25 protein-coding genes and 2 tRNA genes are annotated in these 26066 nt (G+C 67.7%); 12 read left to right on the plus strand and 15 right to left on the minus strand.

Annotation, left to right across the window (positions count from 1 at the left end; all coding sequences use genetic code 11):
• The first annotated feature begins 49 nt into the window (after nt 1-49).
• Together ACQHI0_RS01705 and ACQHI0_RS01710 are read left to right on the plus strand one after the other, a co-directional pair.
• Nucleotides 50-1522 (plus strand): flavin-containing monooxygenase, encoded by a 1473-nt coding sequence (locus ACQHI0_RS01705; protein WP_427906186.1) that lies wholly within the window; start codon nt 50-52, stop codon nt 1520-1522.
• 76 nt (nt 1523-1598) lie between these two features.
• Nucleotides 1599-2432 carry an SDR family oxidoreductase gene (locus ACQHI0_RS01710; RefSeq protein WP_427906187.1) on the plus strand — a complete coding sequence of 278 codons (834 nt, stop codon included), beginning with the start codon at nt 1599-1601 and terminating at the stop codon, nt 2430-2432.
• 133 nt (nt 2433-2565) lie between these two features.
• Here ACQHI0_RS01710 and ACQHI0_RS01715 read toward each other — a convergent pair whose 3' ends face one another.
• From ACQHI0_RS01715 to pepN, 3 genes are all read right to left on the minus strand, one after another.
• A complete protein-coding gene (locus ACQHI0_RS01715) occupies nt 2566-3156 on the minus strand; it encodes a ClpP family protease (protein ID WP_427906188.1) in 591 nt (196 codons plus the stop codon).
• Nucleotides 3157-3311: 155 nt separating this feature from the next.
• Nucleotides 3312-3917, minus strand: coding sequence for a ClpP family protease (locus tag ACQHI0_RS01720; protein ID WP_427906189.1), 606 nt, complete (start codon nt 3915-3917; stop codon nt 3312-3314).
• A 785-nt stretch (nt 3918-4702) separates the two neighbouring features.
• Entirely contained in the window at nt 4703-7294 is a 2592-nt protein-coding gene (pepN, locus tag ACQHI0_RS01725; protein WP_427906190.1) for an aminopeptidase N, read from the minus strand.
• A gap of 252 nt (nt 7295-7546) precedes the next feature.
• Between pepN and ACQHI0_RS01730 the strand changes: the two genes are divergently transcribed.
• On the plus strand, nt 7547-8377 hold the full coding sequence (locus ACQHI0_RS01730; RefSeq protein WP_427909047.1) for a phosphoribosylaminoimidazolesuccinocarboxamide synthase: 831 nt from the start codon (nt 7547-7549) through the stop codon (nt 8375-8377).
• A 40-nt stretch (nt 8378-8417) separates the two neighbouring features.
• Here the strand turns inward: ACQHI0_RS01730 and ACQHI0_RS01735 are convergent, their stop codons facing one another.
• Entirely contained in the window at nt 8418-8774 is a 357-nt protein-coding gene (locus tag ACQHI0_RS01735; RefSeq protein WP_427906191.1) for a winged helix-turn-helix transcriptional regulator, read from the minus strand.
• Between the two features lie 81 nt (nt 8775-8855).
• On the opposite strand from ACQHI0_RS01735, the gene ACQHI0_RS01740 reads away from it, so the two are divergent.
• On the plus strand, nt 8856-9719 hold the full coding sequence (locus ACQHI0_RS01740) for an NAD(P)-binding domain-containing protein (RefSeq protein WP_427906192.1): 864 nt from the start codon (nt 8856-8858) through the stop codon (nt 9717-9719).
• Nucleotides 9720-9908: 189 nt separating this feature from the next.
• Here the strand turns inward: ACQHI0_RS01740 and ACQHI0_RS01745 are convergent, their stop codons facing one another.
• Nucleotides 9909-10640 (minus strand): NAD(P)H oxidoreductase, encoded by a 732-nt coding sequence (locus tag ACQHI0_RS01745; protein ID WP_427906193.1) that lies wholly within the window; start codon nt 10638-10640, stop codon nt 9909-9911.
• 123 nt (nt 10641-10763) lie between these two features.
• Between ACQHI0_RS01745 and ACQHI0_RS01750 the strand changes: the two genes are divergently transcribed.
• On the plus strand, nt 10764-11711 hold the full coding sequence (locus tag ACQHI0_RS01750; RefSeq protein WP_427906194.1) for an AraC family transcriptional regulator: 948 nt from the start codon (nt 10764-10766) through the stop codon (nt 11709-11711).
• A gap of 49 nt (nt 11712-11760) precedes the next feature.
• Here ACQHI0_RS01750 and ACQHI0_RS01755 read toward each other — a convergent pair whose 3' ends face one another.
• The 5 genes from ACQHI0_RS01755 to ACQHI0_RS01775 form a co-directional block, all read right to left on the minus strand.
• On the minus strand, nt 11761-12192 hold the full coding sequence (locus ACQHI0_RS01755; RefSeq protein WP_427906195.1) for a nitroreductase family deazaflavin-dependent oxidoreductase: 432 nt from the start codon (nt 12190-12192) through the stop codon (nt 11761-11763).
• Between the two features lie 20 nt (nt 12193-12212).
• Complete coding sequence (locus tag ACQHI0_RS01760) at nt 12213-12686, minus strand: NUDIX domain-containing protein (protein ID WP_427906196.1); 474 nt, start codon at nt 12684-12686, stop codon at nt 12213-12215.
• 52 nt (nt 12687-12738) lie between these two features.
• Nucleotides 12739-13956, minus strand: coding sequence for an RNA polymerase sigma factor (locus tag ACQHI0_RS01765; RefSeq protein ID WP_427906197.1), 1218 nt, complete (start codon nt 13954-13956; stop codon nt 12739-12741).
• The gene (locus tag ACQHI0_RS01770; protein ID WP_427906198.1) at nt 13953-14351 is read right to left on the minus strand and encodes a YciI family protein; all 399 of its coding nucleotides are present in this window, start codon (nt 14349-14351) and stop codon (nt 13953-13955) included. Before ACQHI0_RS01770 ends, ACQHI0_RS01765 begins: the two co-directional genes overlap by 4 nt.
• 95 nt (nt 14352-14446) lie before the next feature.
• Nucleotides 14447-15667, minus strand: a complete 1221-nt coding sequence (locus tag ACQHI0_RS01775) for an NAD(P)/FAD-dependent oxidoreductase (RefSeq protein ID WP_427906199.1) — start codon at nt 15665-15667, stop codon at nt 14447-14449.
• A gap of 151 nt (nt 15668-15818) precedes the next feature.
• Between ACQHI0_RS01775 and ACQHI0_RS01780 the strand changes: the two genes are divergently transcribed.
• Nucleotides 15819-16463, plus strand: coding sequence for a DsbA family protein (locus ACQHI0_RS01780; protein WP_427906200.1), 645 nt, complete (start codon nt 15819-15821; stop codon nt 16461-16463).
• 45 nt (nt 16464-16508) lie between these two features.
• Here ACQHI0_RS01780 and ACQHI0_RS01785 read toward each other — a convergent pair whose 3' ends face one another.
• The gene (locus ACQHI0_RS01785) at nt 16509-17723 is read right to left on the minus strand and encodes a M48 family metallopeptidase (RefSeq protein WP_427906201.1); all 1215 of its coding nucleotides are present in this window, start codon (nt 17721-17723) and stop codon (nt 16509-16511) included.
• A 36-nt stretch (nt 17724-17759) separates the two neighbouring features.
• On the opposite strand from ACQHI0_RS01785, the gene ACQHI0_RS01790 reads away from it, so the two are divergent.
• Together ACQHI0_RS01790 and ACQHI0_RS01795 are read left to right on the plus strand one after the other, a co-directional pair.
• On the plus strand, nt 17760-18233 hold the full coding sequence (locus ACQHI0_RS01790; RefSeq protein WP_427906202.1) for a ribose-5-phosphate isomerase: 474 nt from the start codon (nt 17760-17762) through the stop codon (nt 18231-18233).
• Entirely contained in the window at nt 18234-19037 is an 804-nt protein-coding gene (locus ACQHI0_RS01795; protein WP_427906203.1) for an Fpg/Nei family DNA glycosylase, read from the plus strand.
• Between the two features lie 45 nt (nt 19038-19082).
• Here ACQHI0_RS01795 and ACQHI0_RS01800 read toward each other — a convergent pair whose 3' ends face one another.
• A complete protein-coding gene (locus ACQHI0_RS01800) occupies nt 19083-20036 on the minus strand; it encodes a GGDEF domain-containing protein (protein WP_056821857.1) in 954 nt (317 codons plus the stop codon).
• 685 nt (nt 20037-20721) lie between these two features.
• On the opposite strand from ACQHI0_RS01800, the gene ACQHI0_RS01805 reads away from it, so the two are divergent.
• The 3 genes from ACQHI0_RS01805 (at nt 20722) to fabG (ending at nt 21735) form a co-directional block, all read left to right on the plus strand.
• Nucleotides 20722-20792: transfer RNA gene (locus tag ACQHI0_RS01805), tRNA-Gly, on the plus strand.
• Nucleotides 20793-20835: 43 nt separating this feature from the next.
• Nucleotides 20836-20912: transfer RNA gene (locus ACQHI0_RS01810), tRNA-Pro, on the plus strand.
• A 64-nt stretch (nt 20913-20976) separates the two neighbouring features.
• On the plus strand, nt 20977-21735 hold the full coding sequence (gene fabG / locus ACQHI0_RS01815) for a 3-oxoacyl-ACP reductase FabG (RefSeq protein WP_427906204.1): 759 nt from the start codon (nt 20977-20979) through the stop codon (nt 21733-21735).
• Here fabG and ACQHI0_RS01820 read toward each other — a convergent pair.
• Nucleotides 21732-22091, minus strand: coding sequence for a hypothetical protein (locus ACQHI0_RS01820; RefSeq protein WP_427906205.1), 360 nt, complete (start codon nt 22089-22091; stop codon nt 21732-21734). The two genes, fabG and ACQHI0_RS01820, sit on opposite strands and share 4 nt — an antisense overlap.
• Nucleotides 22092-22214: 123 nt before the next feature.
• On the opposite strand from ACQHI0_RS01820, the gene ACQHI0_RS01825 reads away from it, so the two are divergent.
• The gene (locus ACQHI0_RS01825) at nt 22215-22619 is read left to right on the plus strand and encodes a DUF1801 domain-containing protein (RefSeq protein WP_427906206.1); all 405 of its coding nucleotides are present in this window, start codon (nt 22215-22217) and stop codon (nt 22617-22619) included.
• On the opposite strand, the gene ACQHI0_RS01830 is transcribed toward ACQHI0_RS01825, so the two are convergent.
• Together ACQHI0_RS01830 and ACQHI0_RS01835 are read right to left on the minus strand one after the other, a co-directional pair.
• Complete coding sequence (locus ACQHI0_RS01830) at nt 22616-23428, minus strand: metallophosphoesterase (RefSeq protein ID WP_427906207.1); 813 nt, start codon at nt 23426-23428, stop codon at nt 22616-22618. The genes ACQHI0_RS01825 and ACQHI0_RS01830 overlap by 4 nt on opposite strands.
• A gap of 44 nt (nt 23429-23472) precedes the next feature.
• The gene (locus tag ACQHI0_RS01835) at nt 23473-25935 is read right to left on the minus strand and encodes a phosphoketolase family protein (RefSeq protein WP_427906208.1); all 2463 of its coding nucleotides are present in this window, start codon (nt 25933-25935) and stop codon (nt 23473-23475) included.
• Nucleotides 25936-26066: the final 131 nt, after the last annotated feature.

Below are 26066 nucleotides of genomic sequence, written 5' to 3' on the forward strand. Positions count from 1 at the left end.
CCGGCGCCGGGATCGGCGCACCATTTGTTTCGTTCGAAGGAGAAGTCGCATGAGCCGCCAGCACGAGGTCGTTGTGATCGGAGCGGGTGTCTCCGGCATCTGCGCGGCGATCAAGTTGATCGAGGCCGGTGTCGAGGATGTGGTGATCGTCGAGAAGGCCGAAACCTTCGGTGGCACTTGGCGAGCCAACACCTATCCCGGCTGCGCGTGCGATGTGCCCTCCGGCCTGTACTCGTTCTCCTTCGCGCCCAACATTGAGTGGTCGCGGCTGTTCGCGACCCAGCCCGAGATCCTCGCCTACGTCGATCGGGTGGCGCGCGAGCACGGGCTGGTCGAGCACACCCGCTTCGGGGTGGAGGTGGTCGGTTCGCGGTTCGACGAGGCCGCGCAACTGTGGCGGCTGGAGACCAGCGAGGGCCCGCTGAGCGCCCGCTTCGTCGTGTCGGCCGCGGGTCCGTGGAACGAACCGAACCTGCCCGAGATCCCGGGGCTGGCCGAATTCCCCGGCGAGGTCTTCCATTCCGCGCGCTGGAAACACGACTACGACCTGCGTGGCAAGCGGGTCGCGGTGGTGGGGTCTGGTGCGTCCGCGGTGCAATTCGTGCCCGCGATCGTGCCCGAGGTCGCCGAACTGCACCTGTTCCAGCGCACCGCGCAATGGGTGCTGCCCAAGCTCGATCACCGCGTACCCGGCTTCGAGAAGAAGGTGATGCGGCGATTCCCGTTCGCGCACAAGGCCTTGCGATCGACCGAGTACGCGTTGATGGAGGCTCTCGGGGTCGCGTTCCGGCATCCACGGCCGCTGATGCAGACCGTGCAGGCCGTGGGGTCGGCGTATCTGCGTGCCGTGGTGCGTGATCCGGCACTGCGGGCGAAGCTGACGCCGGACTATCTGCTCGGCTGTAAGCGAATCCTGTTCTCCAACAGCTACCTCCAGTCGCTGACCCGCGACAACGTCGACGTGCACGCCACCGGCGTCGCCGAATTCCGAGGCAACACCGTGGTCGGTGCCGACGGCACCACCGTCGAGGTCGACGCCGTCATCCTCGGTACCGGCTTCCACATCCTCGACACCCCGCTGGCCGACATCGTCCGCGGCGCCGACGGCCGCACCCTGGCCGAGCACTGGAAGGGCTCGCCCGAGGCCTATCTCGGCACCGTCACCACCGGTTTCCCCAACGCGTTCACCGTGCTCGGCCCCAGCCTCGGCACCGGCCACTCCTCGGCGTTCGCCATCCTGGAAGCCCAGGTCGCCTTCCTCGTCTCGGCAATCGAGAGCGCCCGGCGCGAAGGCTGGGCGGGGCTGGACGTGCGGCCCGAGGTGCAGGCGCGCTACGTCGACCAGGTGCAGGCCGCGCTCGCGGGCACCGTTTACAACGCGGGCGGTTGCCAGAGCTACTACATGGACGCCAACGGCCGCAACAGTTTCAGCTGGCCCTGGTCCACCGGCGAACTCACCACCCGCGTCAGCGCGTTCGACCCCGCCGACTTCACCATCACCGACGTGACAGTGCCCGCGTGAGCGCTTCCACCGCGCGCACGTCGATCACCATCGGGTGCGCGACCCGCAGACCGACCACCAGACGAGAGGCCACACGATGAGCTACCCACGGATCGATCTCGCAGGCGCGACGATCGCGATCACCGGTGCCGCCCGCGGCATCGGGCTGGCCACCGCCAATGCGTTCGTCGAGGCGGGCGCCTATGTCGCGCTCGGTGACCTCGATGAAGCGCTGGCGGTACAGGCCGCCACCGAGATCGGTGACCACGCGATGGGCCACGCGCTCGACGTCACCGACAAGGCTTCCTACGCACAGTTTCTCGATGCGGTCGCCCAATGGCACGGCCCGCTCGACGTGCTGGTGAACAATGCCGGCGTGATGCCGAACGGCCCGTTCCTGGCGCAGTCCGACCGCATCGACCAGCTCACGATGGACGTCAACGTCTACGGCGTCATCCACGGCATGCGGCTGGCACTGCCCGGCATGGTCGCGCGCGGCTACGGCCATGTCGTGAACGTCGCCTCGCTGGCGGGCAAGTTCCCGCTCAAGGGCCTCGCCGTGTACAACGCCAGCAAGTACGCGGTGGTCGGCCTGACCGCCGCCACCCGGCTGGAAATGGATGGCACCGGTGTCAGCGTGAGTGCGGTGCTGCCGTCGGCGGTGCGCACCGAACTCAGCTCCGGCATCGACTACGGCATCCTGCCCGCCGTCGATCCCGAGGACATCGCCGCCGCGGTTGTCCGCTCGGTCAGGACTCGGGCAGCCGAGACGGCGGTGCCCGGGTATGTCGGGCTGATGGCGAACGCGTCGGGCCTGGTGCCGGAGCCGGTGTTGCGGGCCATCCGCAAAGCTGCCAACGACGATGCCGCGATCAACGGGGTCGACGACAAGGTCCGCCGCGTCTACCTGGACCGCATCGAAAAGCAGTAGGTATCAGGTCAACCCGGCTCGGGTACAGGGGCTCGAGCCGGGATCCCACGCTGGGCGTATACAATCCGGATCTCGGTCGAATGTCCACCGCTCGAGCGGTGTTGTGAACTCCCAGCGTAGTCTCGGCTCCCGATCAGTCCCGCTCGTGCAGTACCTGGTCGACCAGTCCGTACTCGAGTGCGGTGTCGGCGGTGAACACCCGGTCGCGGTCGGTATCGCGGCGCAGGGTTTCCGGGGTCTGACCAGTGTGCTTGGACAGGATCGCCTCGATCGCCGCACGCATGCGGACAATCTCGTCGGCCTGCAGGATCAGGTCGGGAATCGTGCCCTGGCCGCGAGTCGCGGGCTGGTGCAACACGATTCGGGTATGCGGGAGCATCGCCCGATGACCGGCCGCGCCACCCGCGAGGAGAACGGCACCGACCGCGATCGCCTGTCCGACACAGGTGGTGTGCACCGGCGCCTTGATGAATCGCATGGTGTCGTAGACGGCGAGCATGGCGGACAAGTCGCCGCCTTCGCAGTTGATGTAGAGGCTGATCGCCTGGCCGGGGCTGTCGGATTCCAGGTGCAGGAGCTGGGCGATGAGGGCGTTGGCGACGCCGGAGTCGATGGGAGTGCCCAGGTAGACGATGCGTTCGCTGAGCAGGTGCGAGTAGATGTCGGTGATTCGCTCACCACCGCCGCGATGCTGGGACACCACGTTCGGAATCGTGTACGTCATGAGATCCGGCCCTCTCCGAGTATTTCTGCCTGATTCGTCTGCCTCGTGGATCGTGTCGGCGGCAGGCGGTCGTGCTGTTGGTCGTGTGCGCTCGCACCCGGTGAGCTACCCATGTGCGTGCGCGATCAGTGGCCGCTGTCGGCGCGGGAAGCAGATCATGCGGTGATCCCGATGCGGTGACGGTTCGGGACGACCTGGTCGAACGATTCGACGATGTGGTCGATGAACCCGTACTCGAGTGCCTGGGGTGCGGTGAACCAGCGGTCGTGCAGCGAGTCCTCGTACACACGGTCGAACGGCTGGCCGGTGTCCTCCGCGATGAGGCCGAGCACGGTGTCGACGGTGTAGCGCAGGTCGTCGGCCTGCACTTCCACCTCCACTGCGCTGCCACCGATTCCCGCCGACCCCTGGTGCATGAGGACGCGGGCGTGCGGCAGGGCGTACCGCTTACCCGGTGCGCCGGAGGAGAGCAGGAATTGCCCTGCGCTGCAAGCTAATCCGAGCGCCAGGGTGGACACCTCGCACGGCACGAGCCGCATCACGTCGCGGATCGCCAGCATCGACGGGACGGAACCGCCGGGGGAGTGGATCCACAGTGAGATCCCGGCCTCGGGGCTCTGGGCGCCGAGGGTGAGTAGTTGGGTGATCAGCAGGGTGCCGTTGTCGTCGTCGAGGGGGCCGTCGAGGACGAGGATGCGGCGGCCGAACAGTTGCTCGCGGGCCCGCCAGCTGAACATCGGGGTTTTCTCGTCGTGTGCCATGGGTCCACGGTGCCTCGTTTGCATGGTGGTTCGCTGGTAATGCTGCTGTGGGCGGATCTGCTCTCAGCAGCGTGTTCTGCGGGGGCTGGGGTTCGGGTGGTCGCAGGGGGCTGTCTGGCTGGGCTCCGGCGGGTTGGATAGGCCCGGGACGTGTGTGTGTGTGGCAGGGGCGCGGGTTTGAGTAGACCCAGGACGTGTTGGTATGGCAGAGCTCCGGGGTTTGAGTAGTCCTAGAGGCGCTGGCTGTGTTTATTGGAGCGCTGGCGCGCTCGAGTCGCGGCCCCTAGGGGCCGCCGGTTAGGCACCGGTGCTTGCTCCTTCGTCGCCTACGCACCGGCGCCTAACCGGCGACCCGGCCGCGACCGGCCACTTCGTGGCCGTCCCTCCCTAGGGGTCGGGAGTGCGGTGGGTGGGTTTTGTGGGGTGTGGAAGACGGGGACAGGCCATGTGCACGGTGTGGTCTGGAATGCGGTAGGCCTGCGGGTTTGGGGTAACCGCTGCGGCTGAAAGTGCGGTAGGCCTGCGGGTTTGGGGTGGCCGGTGTGGTTGGAAGTGCGGTAGGGCTGCGGTCTTTGGGGTGGCCGGTGTGGTTGGAAGTGCGGTAGGGGTGCGGTCTTTGGGGTGGCCGGTGTGGTTGGAAGTGCGGTAGGGGTGCGGTCTTTGGGGCGGCCGGTGTAGCTGGGAGTCGGTGGGCTGCGGACCGGGGTGAGTTGGTGTTGGGGGTGGTGTGGCTGGTACGCGGGGAGGGCGGCGGCATTGTGTCCGCCGCCCTCCCTGGTGCGTTTCTACTTGGCGTCGAATTCCCTTGCGCGCAGGGAGCGTTCGATGCCGGCACGGCCTTCGGAGACCAGGCGGTACAGGGCGGGCGGGTGGTTGCCGGACAGGAATTCGTCGGCCTTGGCGACGGCTTCCTCGGTGATCGCCCAGTGGGGGTACAGGCCGATCACGACGGTTTGGGCGACTTCGCTCGAGCGGCGTTCCCATACGGCGGAGATGTCGGCGAAGTACTTGTCCACGTATGGGGCGAGCAACGCGCCCTGGCCGGCGGGGGCGAAGCCGCCGACGATGGCGCGGGCGGTGATGTTGGGGACGGAGTCGTCGGCCATCACGGTGTGCCAAGCCTGCGCCTTGACCTCGGCGATCGGGCGCGCGGTGGCTGCCGTGGCTGCCTGGCGCTTGCCTGCCGCGGTCGGGTCGTTCTGGAGTTCGGCGTCGATGGTCGGGGAATCGACACCGCCGGCGTCGATCCGGCCTGCCGCCGCCAGTGCGGTGACGACGCGCCAGCGCAGATCGGTGTCGATGGTGAGTCCGGCCAGACCTGCCGCGCTCGGATCGTCGTCGAGCAGCCGCGCCAGTGCGTCGAGGTGGCGTGATTCCAGCTTTGCCCCGGTCAGCGCGTTGACGAAGGCCAGCTGGTAGTCCGAACCCGCCTCGGCACCGCGAGCCAGTTCGAGTAGCCGGTCGGCGAATTCCGGCCAGCCGACCTGGTCGGCCCACTCCGGATCGGCGTAGCTCCCGATGGCGGTGCTGGCCTGCATGAGTAGCCGCTGCACCACTCCGATCTCGGATTCGGCGCCGATCCCGCGCTGCACGAGAGCGACGAAATCGCGCGCCTTCATCTCGGACTGGCGGGTCATCTCCCAGGCCGCCGACCAGGCCAGCGTGCGCGGCAGCGAGTCGGCGATGTCACCGACGCGCTGCACGACCACGTCGAGGGAATCGGGGTCCAGACGCAGCGAGCAGTAGGTGAGGTCGTCGTCGTTGACCAGCACCAGCGCACCGCGCGGCACGCCGACCAGCTCGGGCACCTCGGTGCGCCCGGCGGCGTCGAGGTCGAGTTCGACGCGGTTGGTGCGCACCAGCTTTCCGTCGACATCGTCGTAGACACCGACCGCGATCCGGTGCACCCGGTACTCGCCCGCGCCCGGCGCGGCGCCTTCCTGCACGACCGCGAAGCTCGAGAACGTGCCGTCGGCCGCGACGGCGAAATCGGGGCGCAGGATATTGAGGCCGGTGGTCTTGAGCCACTGCGCGCCCCAGTCCGACAGGTCACGCCCCGACGCCTGCTCCAGCGCGGCGAGCAGATCGTCGAAAGTGGCGTTGCCGTAGGCATGTTCGGCGAAGTAGGCACGCAGACCGGCCAGGAACGGCTGTAGCCCCACGTAGGCCACGAGCTGCTTGAGGACCGAAGCGCCCTTGGCGTAGGTGATGCCGTCGAAATTGACCTCCACCGCGTGCAGGTCGGGGATGTCGGCGGCGATCGGGTGGGTCGAGGGCAGCTGGTCCTGGCGGTAGGCCCAGGACTTCTCCACATTCGCGAAAGTGGTCCAGGCGCTGGTGTATTCGGTGGCCTCGGCCTGGCACAGCACCGAGGCGAAGGTCGCGAACGACTCGTTCAACCACAGGTCGTCCCACCACTTCATGGTGACCAGGTCGCCGAACCACATGTGCGCCATCTCGTGCAGCACGGTCTCGGCGCGACGCTCGTACGACGCGCGGGTCACCTTGGACCGGAACACGTAGTCCTCGAGGAAGGTGACAGCGCCGGCGTTCTCCATCGCGCCCGCGTTGAACTCCGGCACGAACAGCTGGTCGTACTTGCCGAAGGCATAGGGCACGCCGAAGTTGTTGTGGTAGAACTCGAAACCCTGCTTGGTCTCGGTGAACAGCCGTTCGGCGTCCATGTACTCGGCCAGCGAGGACCGGCAGTACAGACCAAGTGGAATTTCGCCGCTCGCGTCGGTGAAGGTGTCGGACCACTTCGCGTACGGGCCCGCGATCATGGCGACCAGGTAGGTGCTCATCCGCGGGGTGGTGGCGAAGGTGTGGCGCACGACCGCGCCGATTGTGTGCTGCTCGATATCGGCACCGTTGGAGATGACCACCCAGTCCGCGGGCGCGGTGGCGACGATGTCGAAGGTGGCCTTGAGGTCGGGCTGATCGAAGCAGGCGAACATCCGCTTGGCATCGGCGGTCTCGAACTGCGAGTACAGGTACACCTTGTCGTCGGTCGGATCGACGAACCGGTGCAGACCCTCACCGGTGTGCGAGTACTCGCACTCGGCCTCGACTACCAGCTCGTTGTTCTCGGCCAGCTCCGGCAAGGCGATCCCGGCGGACTCGTCATACGAGGTCACCTCGAGCGCGACCCCGTTGAGCACCGCCGAGCGCACCCGCGGCGCCACCAGGTCGATGAACGTGCTCGCGCCGGGAGTGGCGGTGAAGGTGACAGTGGTCTTCGACCCGAACGTGTCCGACACCTCGGACCCGGCACCGCGCGGCTGATCGGTGAGGTCGAGTTCGATCCGGTAGTTCTGCACGGCCACCACGGCCGCGCGTTCGACCGCCTGGTCGCGGGTGAGATTCGGGGCGGACATTGATCTCCTTCGTCGTCGACGAACACGGCACGGTAGTTCGGCGTCCACAATGCCACTTGCCGTCGGCCCCCGCTCACGAGTTTCTCGCCCAGGCCGCTACGACGGTGGTGCGACCACACTGCGGCCGTGGCGAGCATCACGAGGGAAGTGACCGGCTCCGCGTCGCGGTGACCAGGCGTGATTCGGTGCTCGGGGCCGTCTGTAGAGTTCGTACATACTCAGTATGTGGACCCAGGATTCGGAGGCTCGACGTTGAAGCATGTGCACGCCGGGAAAGTTCGTGACCTCTACGAGGACGGCGATACCCTGCTGCTCGTCGCGTCGGACCGGGTTTCGGTCTATGACGTGGTGCTGCCGACGCCGATTCCGGACAAGGGCGCGTTGTTGACGCAGCTGTCGAACTGGTGGTTCGAGTACTTCACCGGGATTCCGAATCACGTGGTCTCGGCGACCGACGTGCCCGCCGAGTTCGCCGGGCGTGGGATTCGGGTGAAGCCGTTGAAGATGCTGTCGGTCGAGTGCATCGCGCGGGGATATCTGACCGGGTCGGGGCTGAAGGAGTACCAGCGGTCGGGGACCGTGTCGGGGATCGCGTTGCCTGCCGGGCTGCGTGACGGCGACAAATTGCCCGAGCCGATCTTCACCCCGTCGACCAAGGCTTCCGAAGGCCATGACGAGGCGATCAGCTTCGCCGATGTGGTGAATCAAGAGGGTCGCGAGGTGGCCGAGAAGCTGCGTGATCTCACCCTCGAGATCTACTCGCGCGGAGCCGAGCACGCGGCGAAGGCGGGCGTGATCGTGGCCGACACCAAGGTCGAATTCGGTTGGGACGGTGATGTTCTCACCCTCGGTGACGAGGTGCTGACCTCGGATTCCTCCCGCTTCTGGCCGGCCGACGAGTGGGAGCCGGGCCGGGCCCAGCGCTCCTTCGACAAGCAGTTCGTGCGCGACTGGTCGACCTCGACCGGCTGGAACAAGGAATATCCGGGCCCCGAGATCCCCGCCGACGTCGTCGAGGGGACGCGTCGCAAGTACGAAGAGGCCTACGAACGCATCACCGGCCGGCGGTGGAATCAGGCTTGATCCGCGGCGGCGCCGGTCGATGGGCCGTTGGAGTATCGCGTCAGTGCACGGGTGCGTCCACACCCTTGACCGCGCAGATATGTTCCAAGTTCTCGTTGCCCCAGGCGCCGAGGGTGACCAGCGCCGCGTTGAGTGACACCCCCCGTTCGGTGAGCGAGTACTCGACCTTCGGGGGCACCTGCGCGTAGACCTCGCGGCCGATGATGCCGTCGTGTTCGAGCTCGCGTAGCTGCTGGATCAACATCTTCTCGGTCACGCCGGGGATCAGCCGTTTCAGGTCGCCGAAGCGTTGGGTGCCGGTGGAAAGGGCCCACAGGATCAGCGCCTTCCACTTCCCGCCGACAACGTCGAGCGCGGCATCGATACCGCAGGAATAGGGACGTTCTCGCAGCTTCATGGTCGCCTTACTTACCTTTTGGTGGGTATTGCACTTCATAGTCGGTACTTGTCGATTGTAGTGTAACCCTAGATTCTAGGAGTGCGTTGCCGAGCGGCAGCGAAGAACTTCGGAACAAGGAGAACAATGGCCAACCAGACTGCAGCACAGCATGTTTCGGTGATCGGACTCGGCGCGATGGGTGCCGCGCTGGCGAAGGCTCTGCTGGCGGGCGGCCATGAGGTGACGGTATGGAACCGCACCCCGGCGCGGGCCGAGGCATTGGTGGCTCACGGCGCGAAGGTCGCGGCGAATGCCGCCGAGGCGATGGCGGCGGGGGACCTGGTGATCCTGTGCGTGCTCGACGACGCCGCGGTGCGCGAACACCTCGAGCCCGCCGCGGCGCAGGTGCGCGGGAAGGTGGTGGTCAATCTGACCACCACCTCGCCGGAGCAGGCGCGCTCGCTGGGTCGCTGGGCCGAGGCCGAGGCGGTCGAGCTGATCGACGGCGGCATCATGGCGGTGCCCGAAATGATCGGTGGACCTGCGGCTTTCGTGCTCTACAGCGGTGCCGTCGCCGGATTCGAGCGATTCCGCGCGGTGCTGGAATTGTTCGGTCGCGCCGAATTCGTCGGCGAGGATCTCGGTGCCGCCGCCATGTACGACGTCTCGATCCTCGGCGGCATGTACGCCATGTTCGCCGCGTTCCGTCAGGGCGGCGCGATGGTCCGCTCCACGGGTGGCTCGGCCGCGCGCCTGGCCGAGTTGATGGGGCCGTTCCTGCAGACGATGGCGACCTTGCTGGAAGGGTTTGCGGCGGGCATCGACAATCCGGCGGACTACGTGCAGCCGCAGAGCGACGAGTTCACCGCCGCCGCCATCGACCTGATCGACAAGTCCGCCGCAGAATCCGGCAACCCCACCGAGCTCTACGGAGTCCTGCGCGACGGTCTCGCCGGTCTGTGACCGTATTCAACCGGGCTACGTCCCGGGTCATCCTGGAACCGAACGAGGCGATCAGGCCGCAGGCCCGACCCCGCAGTGACCAGGGAGGGTCACTGCGCAGTCGGGCCGATCGTCCGGTGCGCGCCGATCACGCCGGGTGGTCAGCGCGTGTACGCGTCGATGGCGTTGTCGGAGTAGGGATCTCGTATATCAAGCATTGACCAGGTCGAGGGCGAGCAAGTCGTCGACGAAGGCTTCGGCTTTTGCCTCGAAGGCGGCGTAGTGGGTGGTCCGCGCGTCGCCGCTGATCGCCTCGCCGATCACGAGATTGCCCTCGGCATCGATACTTTGGGGCTGCTCCTCGGCGTCGGGGAGCAGCCCGACCCGGGAAATCGCGATACCGGCGTATTCGGCCAGACCCACGTTGAGCTGGGCCTCCAGCAGCTGCTGCATGCCGGGGACAATCGCGTCACCGGCTGTGGCACCGGCCAATCCGAGCCACAGGATGCGCTTGCCCGCCAGGCGTGGCTTGCTGCGGCCGTAGGCGAAACCGTAGTTCCAGACAGCATCGATCCAGCCCTTGAGCATCGCGGGCACGCTCTGCCAATAGACCGGGAACACCACGACGATGACGTCGGCGGCCAGCACGCGCCGCATGTGCGCCTCGGCGGTGGGGGAGTAGACCTTGTCGCGGTTGCCCCACTCGGGCTGGTCGGCCACGGTCATCCTCGGGTCGAAATTCTCGGCGTGCAGATCGAGGAAATCGATGGCGTAGCCGGCGGCGGTGAGCCGGTCGACGGCCCGGCCCGCGATATGGGCCGACAGCGAGTCGGCGCGATGGTGGCCGAGCACGACGAGCGCGGTCGGTGCGGAGTCGGCGGTGCTCGATCCGGTGGTGGTCAGTTCGGCGGTGGCAGTCGTGGTGGCGGCGGACTGGGTCACGGTGAGCTCCTGTTCGATCGTGGTGCGGGCTGTTCGGCCCGGTGTATCGAGTCAACCGCGAAATGCGTGGACGATCTATGGCTGATCATCTCGGGTCGATAGGAATTCGTCTACGCTGGTGCTGTGGACCCGTTGAGTTCGTTGCTGAGCGGCATTCGTGCCGAAGGATCGGTCGTCGCCCATGCTGTGCTGCGCCCACCGTGGACGATTCGCTTCGCCGACCGTGCTCCGCTGATCATGGTGACGGTGCTGCGTGGTGGCGGCACGCTGGTGCTCGCGGATGGCTCACGCACGAGTCTGATCGCCGGTGACACCGCGCTCGTGCAGGCAGGTGAACCGTTCCATCTGGTCGATACTCCCGCCGCGCTGGACAGTCCGCACGCGCGCTACGAGCTGTCCTGTTTCGTGCCGGACGGCTTCGGTCCCGCCGATTTCGACTGTGCGGTACCCGAATTGATCGACGCGCCCGCGAAAGAGGGCGCACCGGAGGAGACTTCGCTGCTGGTAGGCGCCTATCGCGCCTCGGGGCGACGCCACGAGCGGCTGTTGCGGGCGCTGCCGCAGGTGATGGTGGTCCACGAAGACCCTGAGATGTGTTTGTGGCTGGAACGATCCGCCGCCGACGCGGTGCGCTTCAGCGCGGGCTCGCAGGCGCTGATGGACCGGCTGCTGGACTGGGCGCTGGTCTGCACGCTGCGCTCCTGGCTCGCCGAACAGCAACACTGCGCGCCCGCCTGGTACCGCGGGATGGCCGACCCGATCGTCGGCCCCGCGCTCACCGCCATCCACGACCGGCCGTTCCACCGCTGGACCGTGGCGAGCCTGGCCACCGAGGCGGCGGTCTCGCGCGCCCTGTTCGCCCGGCGCTTCAGTGAGGTGATGGGCGAACCGCCACTGGCCTACCTCACCGAGTGGCGAATGGCCGAAGCCGAGGAACTGCTCGCCGACCCCGCCCGCAGCGTCGCGCAGGTGGCGACAACCGTCGGCTACTCCGATGCCTTCGGCTTCAGCGCGGCGTTCAAGCGGCTCCGCGGGACGAGTCCCACGGAGTTCCGGGCAGCGCTGGTGTAGCGCACACCTTCGCTGCGACGGAGTCGCGCCAAGCGATGAGCGCGCGCAGTCAGCTTCTCGGCGTGAGGAGGACCAAGGGGATCTCGCGGGTGGTTTTCGTCTGGTAGTCCGCGTACCCCTTGTAGGCCGCGGTGACCCTTGGCCACAGTGTCGCGCGTTCCTCGGCGGTGGCGACGTGGGCCGTCATCGGGCGCTCGGGACCCTCGCGCAGCGACACCTCGACGTTCGGGTTGTCGCGCAGGTTCAAAAACCAAGCGGGATGGGTGGGGTCGCCACCGCGGGAGGCGACGACGACGATCGTGTCGCCGTCGATGACGGGTGTGGTGAGCATGACCTTGCGTGGGTCACCGGTTTTGCGGCCGATCGTGGTGAGTTGCAGCGACGGCATCCCGAAGATCGAGTTGCCGATGCGCCCGCCGGTCACCGTGAGCAGCGTGCGGTGGACGGTGTTCATGATCTTCAGCTGCAAGTCGCTGGGCATGGTTGAAATCTACTCCGATTTCATGGCAGCTGTTCGGTGAGCCGGGTGAGGAAGGGGCGCTGTCCTTTGCCGAGCTTGTCCGCCGCGGTGCCGGGATCGAACCAGGCAGCGCGGTCGATCTCGGGGAATTCCGCGAGTCGCCCCGACCGCGGCGGCCACTCCATCTCGAAGGTGCCCGGCACTATCTCGGCAAGGTCGAGATCGCCCTCGACCGCCCACACGGTGAGGAACTTGCGCTTGCTCCCGCTGCGATAACTCACCTCGCCGAGGTCGAGCCACTCGCCCGCGGGCACCGGCAGCCCGAGCTCCTCGGTGAACTCCCGCGCGGCCGCGTCGCGTGCGGTCTCCTCGGGCTCGTACTCGCCCTTGGGAATCGACCAGGCCGACGCGTCCTTCTTCGCCCACAGCGGCCCGCCCATGTGCCCGAGCAGCACCTCGATCCCGGCCTCGCTCCGGCGATACACCAGCACGCCCGCGCTGAATACGTCCGTCATCGCAGTGAGTCTGCCAGTGGAGACGGCGTCGGTCGAGGTCGGTAGCGCCGCGTCAGATCGCGTCGCCCGCCCGCAGTCCGGCGGCGCGCAGCAGGAGGTAATCGCGTTCCGGCACGCTCGCGGTCTGCCTCGCGGCGCGCTGGTACTCGCGCACGGCGGCGGCCCGCTCACCGGCCATTTCGTGCAGGTGCCCGCGGACCGCCGCGAGCCGGTGTGAGCGCGAGAGCGGTTCGGCGACGCTGTCCGCGACCGCCAGCCCGGCGGCCGGACCGTGCACCATCGCGGTGGCCACCGCACGGTTGAGGGTGACCATCGGGTTCGGGGCAAGGCGTTCGATCATGGTGTAGAGCACCAGGATTCGCGACCAGTCGGTGTACTCGGGGCGGCGGGCCTCGGCGTGCAGGCCCGCGATGGCGGCCTGCAACTGGTACAGCCCGGTCAGCCCGGCGGGCAGGGTCGCGGTGAGCAGGCGCAGCCCCTCGGTGATCTGCGGGCGGTCCCAGCGCGAGCGGTCCTGTTCGGTGAGGGGGATCAGTTCGCCGTGTGGTCCGCAGCGGGCGGCGCGGCGTGCGTCGGTGAGCAGCATCAGCGCGAGCAGGCCGGTGACCTCGGTGTTCTCGGGGACCAGCGCGCGCAGGGCGCGGGTGAGCCGGATCGCCTCGGCCGACAGATCCCCACGCCGCAATCCCGCACCCGAACTGCTGGTGTGCCCCTCGGTGAAGATCACGTACAGCACCTGCAGCACCGCACTCACCCGGGTGCTGTCGTGCGCGCCGTCGGCGAACGGCCGCTCCGATTCCGCCAGTCGCTTCTTTGCCCGCGAAATACGTTGCCCCATCGTCGATTCCGGGACAAGGAAAGCGGCCGCGATCTCTGCGGTACTCAGGCCGCCGACCGCCCGCAGCGTCAGGGCGACGGCCCCGGCAGGCGGCAAGTCGGGATGGCAGCACAGGAAGTACAGGTCGAGGGTGTCATCGCGGTCGACCACGTCGACGGGCACGTCCCGCACGAAAACCGTGGTCTCCCTGCGTCGCCGCGCCACCTCGGCGCGCACCGCGTCCGCCATCCGGCGCTGCGCCACCTGGATCAGCCAGCCGCGTGGATTGTCCGGCAGCCCTTCCTGATTCCACTGGGTCGAGGCCGCGAGCAGCGCGTCCTGCACCGAATCCTCGGCGAGGTCGAAATCGCCGAAGCGGCGGACCAATACGCCGAGGACCTGCGGCGAAAGTTCACGCAGCAGGTGCTCGACGCGGGGGCGTGCCTCGATCACGCGACGTCGGGTGCGCTCATGATCTGACGCACCTCGATGTATTCACCGATCGGCTTGCCGCCGGGGCCGGGCGCCGCGGAGGCTTGCGCGGCGATCTCGACCGCGCGCTCGACCGAATCGACATCGACCACCCAGAAGCCGGCCAGGAACTCCTTGGTCTCCGGGAAAGGCCCGTCTGTCACGACCGGTGCCGACCGGCCATCGGAGCAGACGATGATCGCCTGATCGGGTGCGGCCAGGCCCTGGGCGTCGACGAGTTCACCCGCGGCGGCGAGCTGTTCGCCCAGTGCCCGCTGGAAGTCGATGTGGGCGGCGATGTCCTCGGGTGCCCACTCCGGCAGCGCGATATCGCAGTACGCGGCCTCGGAATAGGTCTTGACCAGCATGAATTTCATGGTTCGGCATCCTGCTCGATGCGCCCTTGTGGCGCGTTCGACAGTTGGTCGGAGCCGGCGAGCGGTCTTCGACACAACCATCGCTGTGAACTGAGTCACAGTGGGATGCTCGTGTCGGTGAGCCGATCGGGATCTACGGGTTCCGCCGAGCCGATCAGCTCCTTGATCCGGTCGGTCACATCCCACACGTTGACGTTCATCCCCGCACGTACCTTGTTCTGCTCGTCGAGCCAGAACGCGACGAACTCGCGCTCGTCGAGCTCGCCACGCACCACCACCCGCACGTCGTCGCCGCGCCCGACATAGCCGGAGTACTCCATCCCCACGTCGTACTGATCGCTGAAGAAGTACGGAAGCCGGTCGTAGACAGCGGTTTTGCCCAGCATCGTCTGCGCGGCGACGGCGGGCTGGTTCAGCGCGGTCGCCCAGTGCTCGATGCGGATCGGCCGGTGCAGCAGCGGATGGTCCTGCTCGGCGATGTCGCCCACCGCGACGACATCGGGGTTGCTGGTGCACAGCGCCGCGTCCACCAGTACGCCGCCGTCGACCGCCAGCCCAGCCGCGGTCGCGGTCTCGATATTGGGCTGTGCGCCCACCGCAACCAGCACCGCCTGTGCGGGCACTACGGTGCCGTCGCCGAGCTGCACGCCGGTCGCCTCACCCTCGTCGGTGAGTATCGCGTCGACGGAGGTGTTGGTGCGCAGGTCGACGCCGTGCGTGCGATGCAGACCGGCGTAGAACTCGCCCATCTCGGGGCCGAGCGCGCCGAGCAGTGGCAGGTCGGCCGACTCGATCACCGTAACCTCGACGCCCTTGGCGCGGGCCTGCGCGGCGACTTCGAGGCCGATCCACCCGGCCCCGATGATGACCAGCTGCCGGTCCGTGCGCAGTATCTCGAGCAGCGCGTTCGAATCGCCGATGGTGCGCAGGGTGTAGACGTTCGGCGCATCGGCGCCGGGAATGTCGAGCGTGCGGGCTCGCGAACCGGTGGCAAGGGCGAGCTTGTCGTAGTCGAGCGTGGAACCGTCGGGCAGCGTCACGGTCTTGGCGATCGGATCGAACGCGGTCGCTGTGGTGCCGAGCCGCAGGTCGACGTGGTGATCGCGGTACCAGGAGGCCGTGTCCACGGTGAAATCGGGCAGTTGCTGGGTGCCCGCCAGATGCTGTTTCGACAGTGGCGGGCGCTCGTAGGGCAGCTCTTCTTCGGCGGCCAGCACAGTGACGTGGCCGTCGAAGTCGTTGGCGCGCAGGGCTTCGGCGATCTTCGCCCCGCCCAGACCCCCACCGATGACGACGAAATGCTGATTCGAGCTCATGAACGGACCCCTTCTCGCGGACGACCCGGACTCCTCGCACCCCGAGCTTAGTGCGCGTTCTCGGCGACGGGAACGATTACGGCGCCGCCGCGGTTGCACCAGTCGACACCGGCGGTCCCACCCGCCGCAGCTGACCCGAGAGGAACCCATCGTGAGCGAGCAGGCCACCAAGGATGTCGCCGATTTCTGGTTCGACCCGCTGTGCCCGTGGTGCTGGATCACCTCGCGGTGGATCCTGGAAGTCGAGAAGGTGCGCGATATCGAGGCGCGCTTCCACGTGATGAGCCTGGCGGTGCTCAACGAGGGCAAAGACGACCTGCCGCAGGTCTATGTCGACATGATGGCCGCCGCCTGGGGCCCGGTGCGGGTCGTCATCGCCGCTGGTCAGAAGTACGGCGACGAGATCCTGCTCCCGCTCTACACCGCGATGGGCACCCGGATCCACGACCGCAAGTCCGAGTACGAGCGCGAGACGCTACAGGAAACCTTCGACGCGGTGATCGCCGATTCGCTCGCGGAGCTGGACCTGCCCGCCGAACTCGCGAAGGCCGCCACCAGCACCGACTACGACGAGGCGCTGCGGGCCAGCCATCACGCGGGCATGGACAAGGTCGGCCCCGATGTGGGTACGCCGACCATCCACGTGAACGGCTCCGCGTTCTTCGGGCCGGTGCTCTCGCGCATTCCGCGCGGTGAGGACGCGGGCCGGGTGTGGGACGGCGTGGTCGCGCTGGCCTCGTACCCGCACTTCTTCGAGCTCAAGCGCACGCGCACCGAGGACCCGGTCTTCGACTGATCGTGCAGTGCGGGGGGTGCCGGCGTCGGCACCCCCCCGCACCGATCAGACGGGTTTCGGCGGCAACGCCGGCGGCGCCGAATTCAGCGGATAACCACCCGGCGGCCCGATCATGCCGGGTTGCGGGGCGCTCGGACGCCAGAACATCGGGCCCGGCTTGCTGCGATCGCGCAGTGCCCACATCCGCCAGGTGAGCACCGGGTGGCTGGCCATCGCGTTGACCAGCCAGATGAAACCGCCCCTGTCGGAGGCGGCCCGATCGGCCATCTCGTCGACACCGACATCGGTGTTGAGGTACTTGCCCGCGGCCAGCGTGGCCATCGCGGTGGGTGCGCCGTGCGGACGGAAACAGAAGCCGTGATTGTCGGCGGTGTACTCCTGGGCGCGGATCAGCGACGACCCGAGCAGCGGCAACCACGGCGCGACGAACATCCCGAGCTGTCGCCAATACGACACGTGGCCCGCGGCGATATGGCCTACCTCATGGCCGATGATGAACGCGAGGCCGTCGGGTTCGCGTGCGGCGCCGCCGATTTCGAACAGGTCGCTGTAGACCACCACGAACCGGCGGAACCCGTGCCCGGCGGCGAACGCGTTGATCTGGCCGTTGCCCAGGATCACGTACGCGTCCGGCGCCTTGTGCATCCCGAATCGCGCCGCCGCCTCTTGCACCAGCTGGTACCCCTCGGGGAACTGGGTGGGCGACATCTTCACCCCGTTCACGCGCTGGGTCGCGAGGTTCATGCCACGACCGGCCCACAGCAGCACCGGCGCGAACAACAGCAGCAGGACATACGGGCTGGTGGCAATCGAACCGGCTTGCTCCACACCGTTCTCGTCGACGACAGGATCGGCGAACAACTCGACCGTCATCAGCAGCAGCGCCAGCAGGTACGCGACGGCGGTGATCATGATGACCACGATCAGCAGCGGGATCTCCCAGGGATGCCGGGCGGGGCGGTCCCACGGCATCAGGCCGCGCGGGCGGTGCAGCGGGGGTGCGGGCGGACCGCCGGGCGGGTAGTGGCCGGGAGCGTACTGACCCGGTGCGACGGGCGGATACTGGCCGGTCGGGCCAGGGAAAGGCGGCTGCGGTGCACTGCCATGCGCGGGGAAACCGCCGGTCCGTGGATCGGGTTGTGCCCACGGTGACGGCGGCGCGGCGTCTTTGTTCAGCGACGGCGTGTGCTCGGGCTGGGGGTCGGTGTGCTCCGGCGGGGAACCTGCCGAATGCGGGGAATGCGGTTCGTGCGGGTGCATGAAACGACTCTAAGCGGGCCTGCGACAATCGCAGCCATGCGCGTTTACCTGGGTGCCGACCATGCCGGTTTCGAACTGAAGAATCACGTCAAGGCCCATCTGCAGGAGGCCGGACACGAGGTCGTCGATTGTGGCGCCCTCGAATACGACGCTCTCGACGACTACCCCGGCTTCTGCATCGAAGCCGCGCGTCGCACCGTCGCCGATCCGGGCTCGCTCGGCCTGGTCTTCGGCGGCAGCGGCAACGGCGAGCAGATCGCCGCCAACAAGGTCCCCGGCGCCCGCTGCGCCCTGGCCTGGAGCGTCGAAACCGCCAAGCTGGCTCGCGAACACAACAACGCCCAGCTGATCGGCATCGGCGGCCGCATGCACTCCACCTCCGAAGCCCTCGCGATCGTCGACGCGTTCCTCGCGCAGGCCTGGTCGGAAGAGCCGCGCCACCAGCGCCGCATCGACATCCTGGCCGACTACGAGAAGTCCGGCGAAGCCCCCGAGATCCCCGCGTACTGAGTGCCTGAAGGACACACCCTCCACCGGATAGCGCAGCTGCATCAGCAGCGGTTTTCCGGTGGGGTGGTACGGGTTTCGAGTCCGCAGGGGCGGTTCACCGAGGGTGCCGCGCTCGTGGACGGACAGGTGCTGGAGCGGGCTGAGGCCTATGGCAAGCATCTGCTGCATCACTATGTGTCCGGGCTGACGGTGCACGTGCATCTCGGGTTGTATGGCACCTTCAGCGAGGTCGAGTTGCCGATGACGGCGCCGGTCGGGCAGGTACGGATGCGAATGCTCGGTGCCGCAACGGATTTCGGCACCGATCTGCGCGGACCAACCGCGTGTGAAGTGCTGATGCCGCCCGAGGTGGACGTACTCACCGCGCGACTCGGCGCCGATCCGTTACGCGCCGACGCCGACCATGAACGAGCGGGCGCGCGAATCCGCCGCTCCCGCAGGGCGATCGGCGCACTGCTGATGGACCAGGCCTTGATCGCCGGTGTCGGCAACGTCTACCGCGCGGAAGTCCTGTTCCGCCACGGCATCTCACCCTTTCGTCCTGGCACGTCGATCACCCCGGCCGACTGGGACGCGCTCTGGGCCGACCTGGTCGACCTCATGCCGATCGGCGTCAGCACCGGCCGCATGCACGTGGTCCGCCCCGAACACGACACCGGCGCACCGTCCTACAACAAGGACCGCCCCCGCACCTATGTCTACCGGCGCCAGGGCGAACCCTGCCGGGTCTGCGCGACTCCCATCGCGCACAAGGTCATGGAAGGCCGAAACCTCTTCTGGTGCCCCACCTGTCAGCCCGGGTAGAAATCGGCTGAGCCGGACCGCGAAGTGCAGGCTTCGCGATCCGACTCAGCCGGCGACCGCCGTTCCCAGTTCGGGGTCGCCCGATTCAGCGAGCGCGAAACGCCGCCCGCCCGCCGATTTCGCCGAGTACATCGCGCGGTCGGCGCGACGCAACAGATCGGTGAAATCGCACGTCTTTCCCGGTGGGCAGAAAGCGGTGCCCACGCTGGCCGAAACCGGTACGGGTCCCGCGCTCGACCACACCGGGTCGCGCAGTGCCGCGACCACCCGGTGAGCCAGCTCGCCGAGGGTGTCGCGGCGCGGGTTGGCCGCCACCACGAACTCGTCGCCGCCGTAACGGCAGATCACCGTGTCGGGCGGGCACACCTCACGCAAACGATTGGCCAGTTCGACCAGTACCTCGTCGCCGATCGCGTGTCCGTAGCCGTCGTTGATCTGTTTGAAGCGGTCCAGGTCCACCACCAGCACACCGACACCGCGGCTCGGGTCGGCGGCGAACGCGCGTACCCGTTCCTGCAGCAGCGTGCGGTTCGCCAGATCGGTGAGTGCGTCGTGGGTCGCCTCGTGGCGCAAGCGGTGCTGCAGCGCGGCGATCTCCTGTACGCGCAGTGACACTTTCGCCGAGATGTTCTGTTCCTGTTGCGCCAGAGCGCGTTCCTGCAGTGCCTGTGCGTAGCTGTCGATGGCCTGGCTGGCCACCAGCGGCCAGCGGGTCGCCACCAGCGAACCCGGAACCCCCGAGGGGAAACCGAGCAGCCAGCGACTGGCATGGGCCAGCATTCTGGTGCGTTCGAACGGTGCCTCGGCCAACCGCGCGCCGAGCTTGCGCGCCTGTGGAACCGGGAACGGTTCGGTCCGGGCCAGGTGCAGCAGCCGCTCGACGATGTCGACGAGCACCGGCTCCAACTGGTGCGGCGCCGTGGAAGAGCCCGGTTCGGCGCAGACCGCGCGGGCCCAGGCGCGGGCCATCGCGGCTACCGGTGGCTCGATGTGGGTCATCGAGATCACCGGCGGTGGGTGGCGACGAACTTGCCACCTCGATCATTCGCACTGCTACGCGGTTGGGTCCACCGAGTTCGGCACACGCTCACCGCCCCCTTTCCAGATACCCCCGTCCGGCAAAAAGGATCCTAGCAAGCCACCCGAGACCGAAAAGTCACGTTCTAGAACGTGTTCTCGCATCTCTCGCGAATGGCGATCGGCTATGACATCGCTGCAGAGTCTCCGGCGTTACATATTTCCCGAAAAGAATTTCGAGAGTCCGAAACGTGCAGCGTGATGCCCTCTGCTGGGCGGTGGCCGTTGCGTCGCCATGGGTCCCTCCTGGCACGGGTGCGAGTCGTGACGATGTGGCAATAACCGTCACGCGCACTCTCATGGTGGCCTACTCGCCGCCCACGTGCCAGGTTTTTAAGGAAAATTCTCCTGTTTAATCCCCCGGTGGAGCAGGCGCCGGTCCCCGTGAGCGCACCAACCATCGTCGCCGGGAGGGTGTTTCGGGGATAGGGTCATTAGGCCCTAATCGGGCATGGCGACGGTTGGTCGCGTGGGGGAGTGGGTACACCGGCGCCCGATGCGCGCGCCTCGACGGGCAAGCCGGGGCCGGATTGGCGTTTTTCGCGCGGGGTTCGGTACAGTCGTGGCGCACACGACATCGTGGCGATCCCATCGATGTCGTATGCCTGCGGGTGTAGTTCAATGGTAGAACCTCAGCCTTCCAAGCTGATGGTGCGGGTTCGATTCCCGTCACCCGCTCAAACATGTATTGCCTCGTCGGTGTACTCCGCCGGTGAAGTATCGGGGTGTAGCGCAGCTTGGTAGCGCATCCGCTTTGGGAGCGGAGGGTCGCAGGTTCAAATCCTGTCACCCCGACCATCACTCGAATCCAGCCCCGGACCAGGGGCTTTTTTCGATTTCGGGGCGCGATAGAGTGGCGCTCATGCCTTCTGACTCCAGGGTCGCGATCGTCACCGGTGCCGCACGCGGAATCGGTGCTGCCGTCGCCGCCAAACTCGCTGCCGACGGCAATGCTGTCGCCGTGCTCGACCTCGACGAAGCCGCCTGTGCCGGCACCGTCGCCGCCATCGAGGCCGCGGGCGGAACCGCGCTGGCCGTCGGTGCCGATGTTTCCGACGAAGCGGCGGTCGCGGCCGCGGTGGAGCGGATCGCCACCGAACTCGGCGCGCCGACGATCCTGGTCAACAACGCGGGCGTGCTGCGCGACAACCTGCTGTTCAAGATGTCGGTCGACGATTGGGACACCGTCATGAACGTGCACCTGCGCGGCGCCTTCCTGATGACCCGCGCGGTGCAGAAGCACATGGTGGAGGCGAAGTTCGGCCGCATCGTGAACCTGTCGAGCACCTCGGCGCTCGGCAACCGCGGCCAGGCCAACTACTCCGCCGCCAAGGCGGGCATGCAGGGCTTCACCAAGACTCTCGCCTTCGAACTCGGCAAGTTCGGCGTCACCGCCAACGCGATCGCCCCCGGCTTCATCGAAACCGACATGACCGCGGCCACCGCCGCCCGCGTCGGCGCCGACTTCGAGGCGTTCAAAGCCGCTGCCGCCGCGGCGATCCCGGTCAACCGGGTCGGCACTCCCGCCGATATCGCCAACACGGCATCTTTCTTCGCGAGCGAGGGTGCCGGTTTCGTGTCCGGTCAGGTGCTCTACGTGGCGGGCGGACCGCAGGATTAGGCGCAGCCGAAGCGGAAACCCGCGCGGGCGTCGGTGCCCGCCGCCACGGTAACCCGGACCGGCTCGGTATCGGTGAGCCCGCAGCCGCCGGGCACCGTCGCCACCCGCGCCTCGTAACAGCCGACGGGCAGGTCCGCCGTGACGTGCCCGTCGGCCCCGCTCACCAGGGTGGCGACGACCTGCTTCGCATCGCACGGTGTCACCTCGATCGTGGCCCGGTTCACCGGGATCGGTTCGGACCCGGTGAACGCCCGCACCGTCAACGTCCCGGTCCCCGGCGGTGCCGGATCGGCGCTCGCGATACCAGCAACCGCGAGCGGGCAGAGTACGGACAGTGCGAGCAGTGTTCGGCGCATGAACCTCTCCTCAACAGTGAGTGGGTCGTCCAGCGCTGATCGTAGGCCTGCCCTCACGAGAAACCGACGTCACACCCGGGTTTCGCGTTGACGATTCGATGACGATCGATCCAGGATCGACCGATGACCTATGTCGCCGATCCACGCGTCGACGCCTACATCGACGCGCTCCCCGCCTGGCAGCAGGCGATCTGTCACCAGGTGCGCGTCCTCGTCCACGGGGTCGACCCCGATGTGACGGAAACAGTCAAGCGAAGAGTCCGGCCCTACTTCGTCCTCGACGGCAATATCTGCGCCCTGCTCGCCGCTAAGACGCACGTCAACATCTTCCTCTACGACGGCGCGATCGTTCCCGACCCCGACAACATCATCACCGGTGGCCACGACAACAAGACCGCCCGAACGGTCGCGGTCCACGAGGGCGAGACCCTCAACGAACGAGCACTGGCGAAGATGCTGAAACAGATCATCGCCGACAACCGGGCGGGCGGCTGGCGCAAGATAAAGAAGGACCGCGGCGAGGTCTAGTCCGGTACGGCCGCGCCCGGGGTGATGCCCGCGCGCTCGCTCCAGACCTGTTCGGCGGGAACCGAGATCGTGGTCAGCTCCGGATACCGCACCGCCGACAGCGTGCCGCCGAAGACCGCGCCGGTGTCGAGGCAGAGGGTGTTGTTGACCCAGGTCAGATTGTGCACCGGGGTGTGGCCGTAGAGGACGGTGGCGGTGCCCCGGTAGTCCTGGGCCCAGTCGTAGCGGACGGGGTAGCCGTGCTCGTCCAGTTCGCCGGTGGGGGCGCCGTAGAGGGCGAAGGAGCGGGCTCGGCCGGAGGTGCTGCCGTGCAGGCTCGCGGGCAGACCGGCGTGGGCTACGACGAGCTTGCCGCCGTCCAGGAGATAGTGGGCGGGCAGATCGCGCAGGAAAGCGTGTGCGGCGGTCCGGAATTCGAGGTCTTCGTCGGCCAGTTGGGCCAGCGACTGTTCGAGGCCGTGCGCGATGCGGACATTGCGGCCGTCGAGGGCGCGCATCAGTTTGTGGTCGTGATTGCCGGTGACCGACAGCGCGGTCTTCGCTGCCACCATCCCCATCACCAGGCGCAGCACGCCGGGAGTGTCAGGGCCGCGGTCGACGAGATCGCCGACGAAAACCGCGGTGCGGTCCTCGGGGTGGGTAGCGCCGATCGCGCGGCCGCGGTCGTCGCGGTCGATCGCGAAGCCGAGCTCGCCGAGCAGGGTCTCCAGTTCGCTGCGGCAGCCGTGGACGTCGCCGATCACGTCGAACGGTCCGGTCAGGTCGCGGCGGTCGCGGGGGAGCAGGTCGGTGCGGCGGGGTTCGGTCATATCCTCTTCATCGTCGTGCAGGGCGGGCCCGCGCCGCAACTGCGTTACTCCGCGGTGGGGATCGCCGAGTCCGGCCAGGCCCAATTCGCGACGACCGGGATGTCGGCGCCCTGTTCACGGGTCCACCGGCGGGCGATCAACCGGGCGTCGACGATCTCCTGGCGCAGCCCAGCCGCTTGTTCACGCAGTCCGGGAACCCGGTCGATCACGTCGAGAACCAGGTGGAAGCGGTCGAGATCGTTGAGCATCACCATGTCGAAGGGCGTGGTCGTGGTGCCCTTCTCCTTGTACCCGCGCACATGCAGGTTGGCGTGATTGGTGCGGCGGTAGGTGAGCCGGTGCACCAGCCACGGGTAGCCGTGGAAGGCGAAGATCACCGGGCGGTCGGTGGTGAACAGGGCGTCGAACTCGGCATCGGGCAGCCCGTGCGGGTGTTCGTCGGCAGGCAGCATGCGCATCAGGTCGACGACATTGACGAATCGAATCCGTAGGTCCGGCAGCCGATCTCGCAGAATCGCCACCGCGGCCAGAGTTTCCAGCGTCGGCACATCACCCGCGCAGCCGAGCACCACATCGGGCGTCGTGCCGAGATCGTCGTTGTGACACGCCCAATCCCAGATCCCGAGTCCGCGCGTGCAGTGCGGCCCCGCCTGCTCGGCCGAAAGCCAGTCGGGCCCTGGCTGTTTGCCCGCGACCACCACATTCGCGTAGTGCAGCGACCGCAGACAGTGGTCGTAGGTCGAGAGCAGGGTATTGGCGTCGGGCGGCAGATACACGCGCACGATGTCGGGGCTCTTGTTTGCCACCACATCGAGGAAACCGGGGTCCTGATGGGTGAAACCGTTGTGGTCCTGGCGCCACACATGCGAGGTGAGCAGGTAGTTCAGGCTGGGGATCTTGCGCCGCCACGGCACCTGCAGGCTGGCATCGAGCCACTTGGCGTGCTGGTTGAACATCGCGTCGACGATGTGGATGAACGCCTCGTAGCAGGTGAACACGCCGTGCCGGCCGGTCAGCAGATAGCCCTCGAGCAGCCCTTCGCACATGTGCTCGGACAGCACCTCGACCGCGCGTCCGACCGGCGACAGATCGACGTCCCAGCGCCCGACTTCGCCCTGCCAGTCGCGTCCGGTCACCTCGAGAATGTCCTGCAACCGGTTGCTGGCCAGTTCGTCGGGGGCGAAGGTGAGGAAGTTGTGCGGATTGCGCGCGGTGACATCGCGCAGCCAGCTGCCGAGCACCCTGGTCGCCTCGTGCTGCCCCGCGCCGGGCGCCACGACGTCTACGCAGTAGTCACGCCAGTCGGGCAGGTCGAGATCGCGAATCAGCAAGCCGCCGTTGGCAATCGGATTGAGGCTCATCGGCCGCGTTGGGATCTGCTCCACGAGGGCGGGCACCGGCGAGCCGTCGTCGTCGAACAATTCCTCCGGTCGATACGACCGCAACCACAGCTCGAGCACCCGGCGGTGTTCCGGGTCGGTGCGCGCGTTGGGCAGCGGCACCTGATGCGCGCGGAACGTGCCCTCGACCCGCTGGCCGTCGACCACCGGGGGACAGGTCCACCCCTTCGGGGTGTGCATCACGATCATCGGCCAGCGCGGTCGGGTCGTGTCGCCGTCCTCGCGGGCGGCTCGCTGGTACTGGGCGATCCGGTCCATGCAGGTGTTCATCGCGGCGGCCATCGCCTGGTGCACCGGTGCAGGGTCGTTGCCGGAGACGATCAGCGGTTCGTAGCCGTAGCCGCGCAGCAGTTCGACCAGTTCCGACTCGGGGATGCGGGCGAAGATCGTCGGGTTGGCGATCTTGTACTCGTTGAGCGCGAGAATCGGCACCACCGCGCCGTCGCGACCCGCGTTGAGGAATTTGTTCGCGTGCCAGCTGCCCGCCAGCGGACCCGTCTCGGCCTCGCCGTCACCGACCACGCAGAACACGACGAGATCGGGGTTGTCCAGGGCCGCGCCGTAGGCGTGCAGCAGGCAGTAGCCGAGCTCGCCGCCCTCGTGGAAGGAACCGGGTGTCTCGGGCGCGCAGTGACTCGGCACGCCGCCGGGGAAGGAGAACCGGTGGAAGAATTCGCGCATGCCGTCCACGTCGCGGGCGATGTCGGGCTCGAGTTCGGCGTAGGCGTTCTCGAGCCAGGCGCAGGCGTTGGGACCAGGGCCGCCGTGGCCGGGGCCTGCGACGTACACCGCGTTCAGCCCGCGCTCCCGGATCACCCGATTGGCATGGGCCCAGACCAGATTCAACCCGGGCACGGTGCCGAAGTGGCCGAGCAGACGCGGCTTGATGTCGTCGGGGACCAGCGGGGTGCGCAGCAGTGGATTGCTCATCAGATAGATCTGGCCGACCGCGAGATAGTTCGACGCCCGCCACCACGCGTCGACGGCGACGAGCTCGGCGCGGGCGAGCGGGCCGGGCGCGTCGGTGAGAACGTAGGGCTCGGGGGCGATCGTCTCGCCCTGGTCGTCGCCGACGTTGTCCGCCGCGGTATCGCCGAACGTGGTCATCGCGGGCTCTCCTCGTACTCGCCGGAGTTTGCGGCGCCGTCCGCGCCGCGGGGCCTGCACGGGCGCCGATCGAGGACCGGCGACACCGGTGGAGAAACGCACCGACGAGCCTACCGTCGTGCCGGTACCCG

It is taken from the genome of Nocardia sp. FBN12 (assembly GCF_050320175.1).
Classification (GTDB): Bacteria; Actinomycetota; Actinomycetes; order Mycobacteriales; family Mycobacteriaceae; genus Nocardia.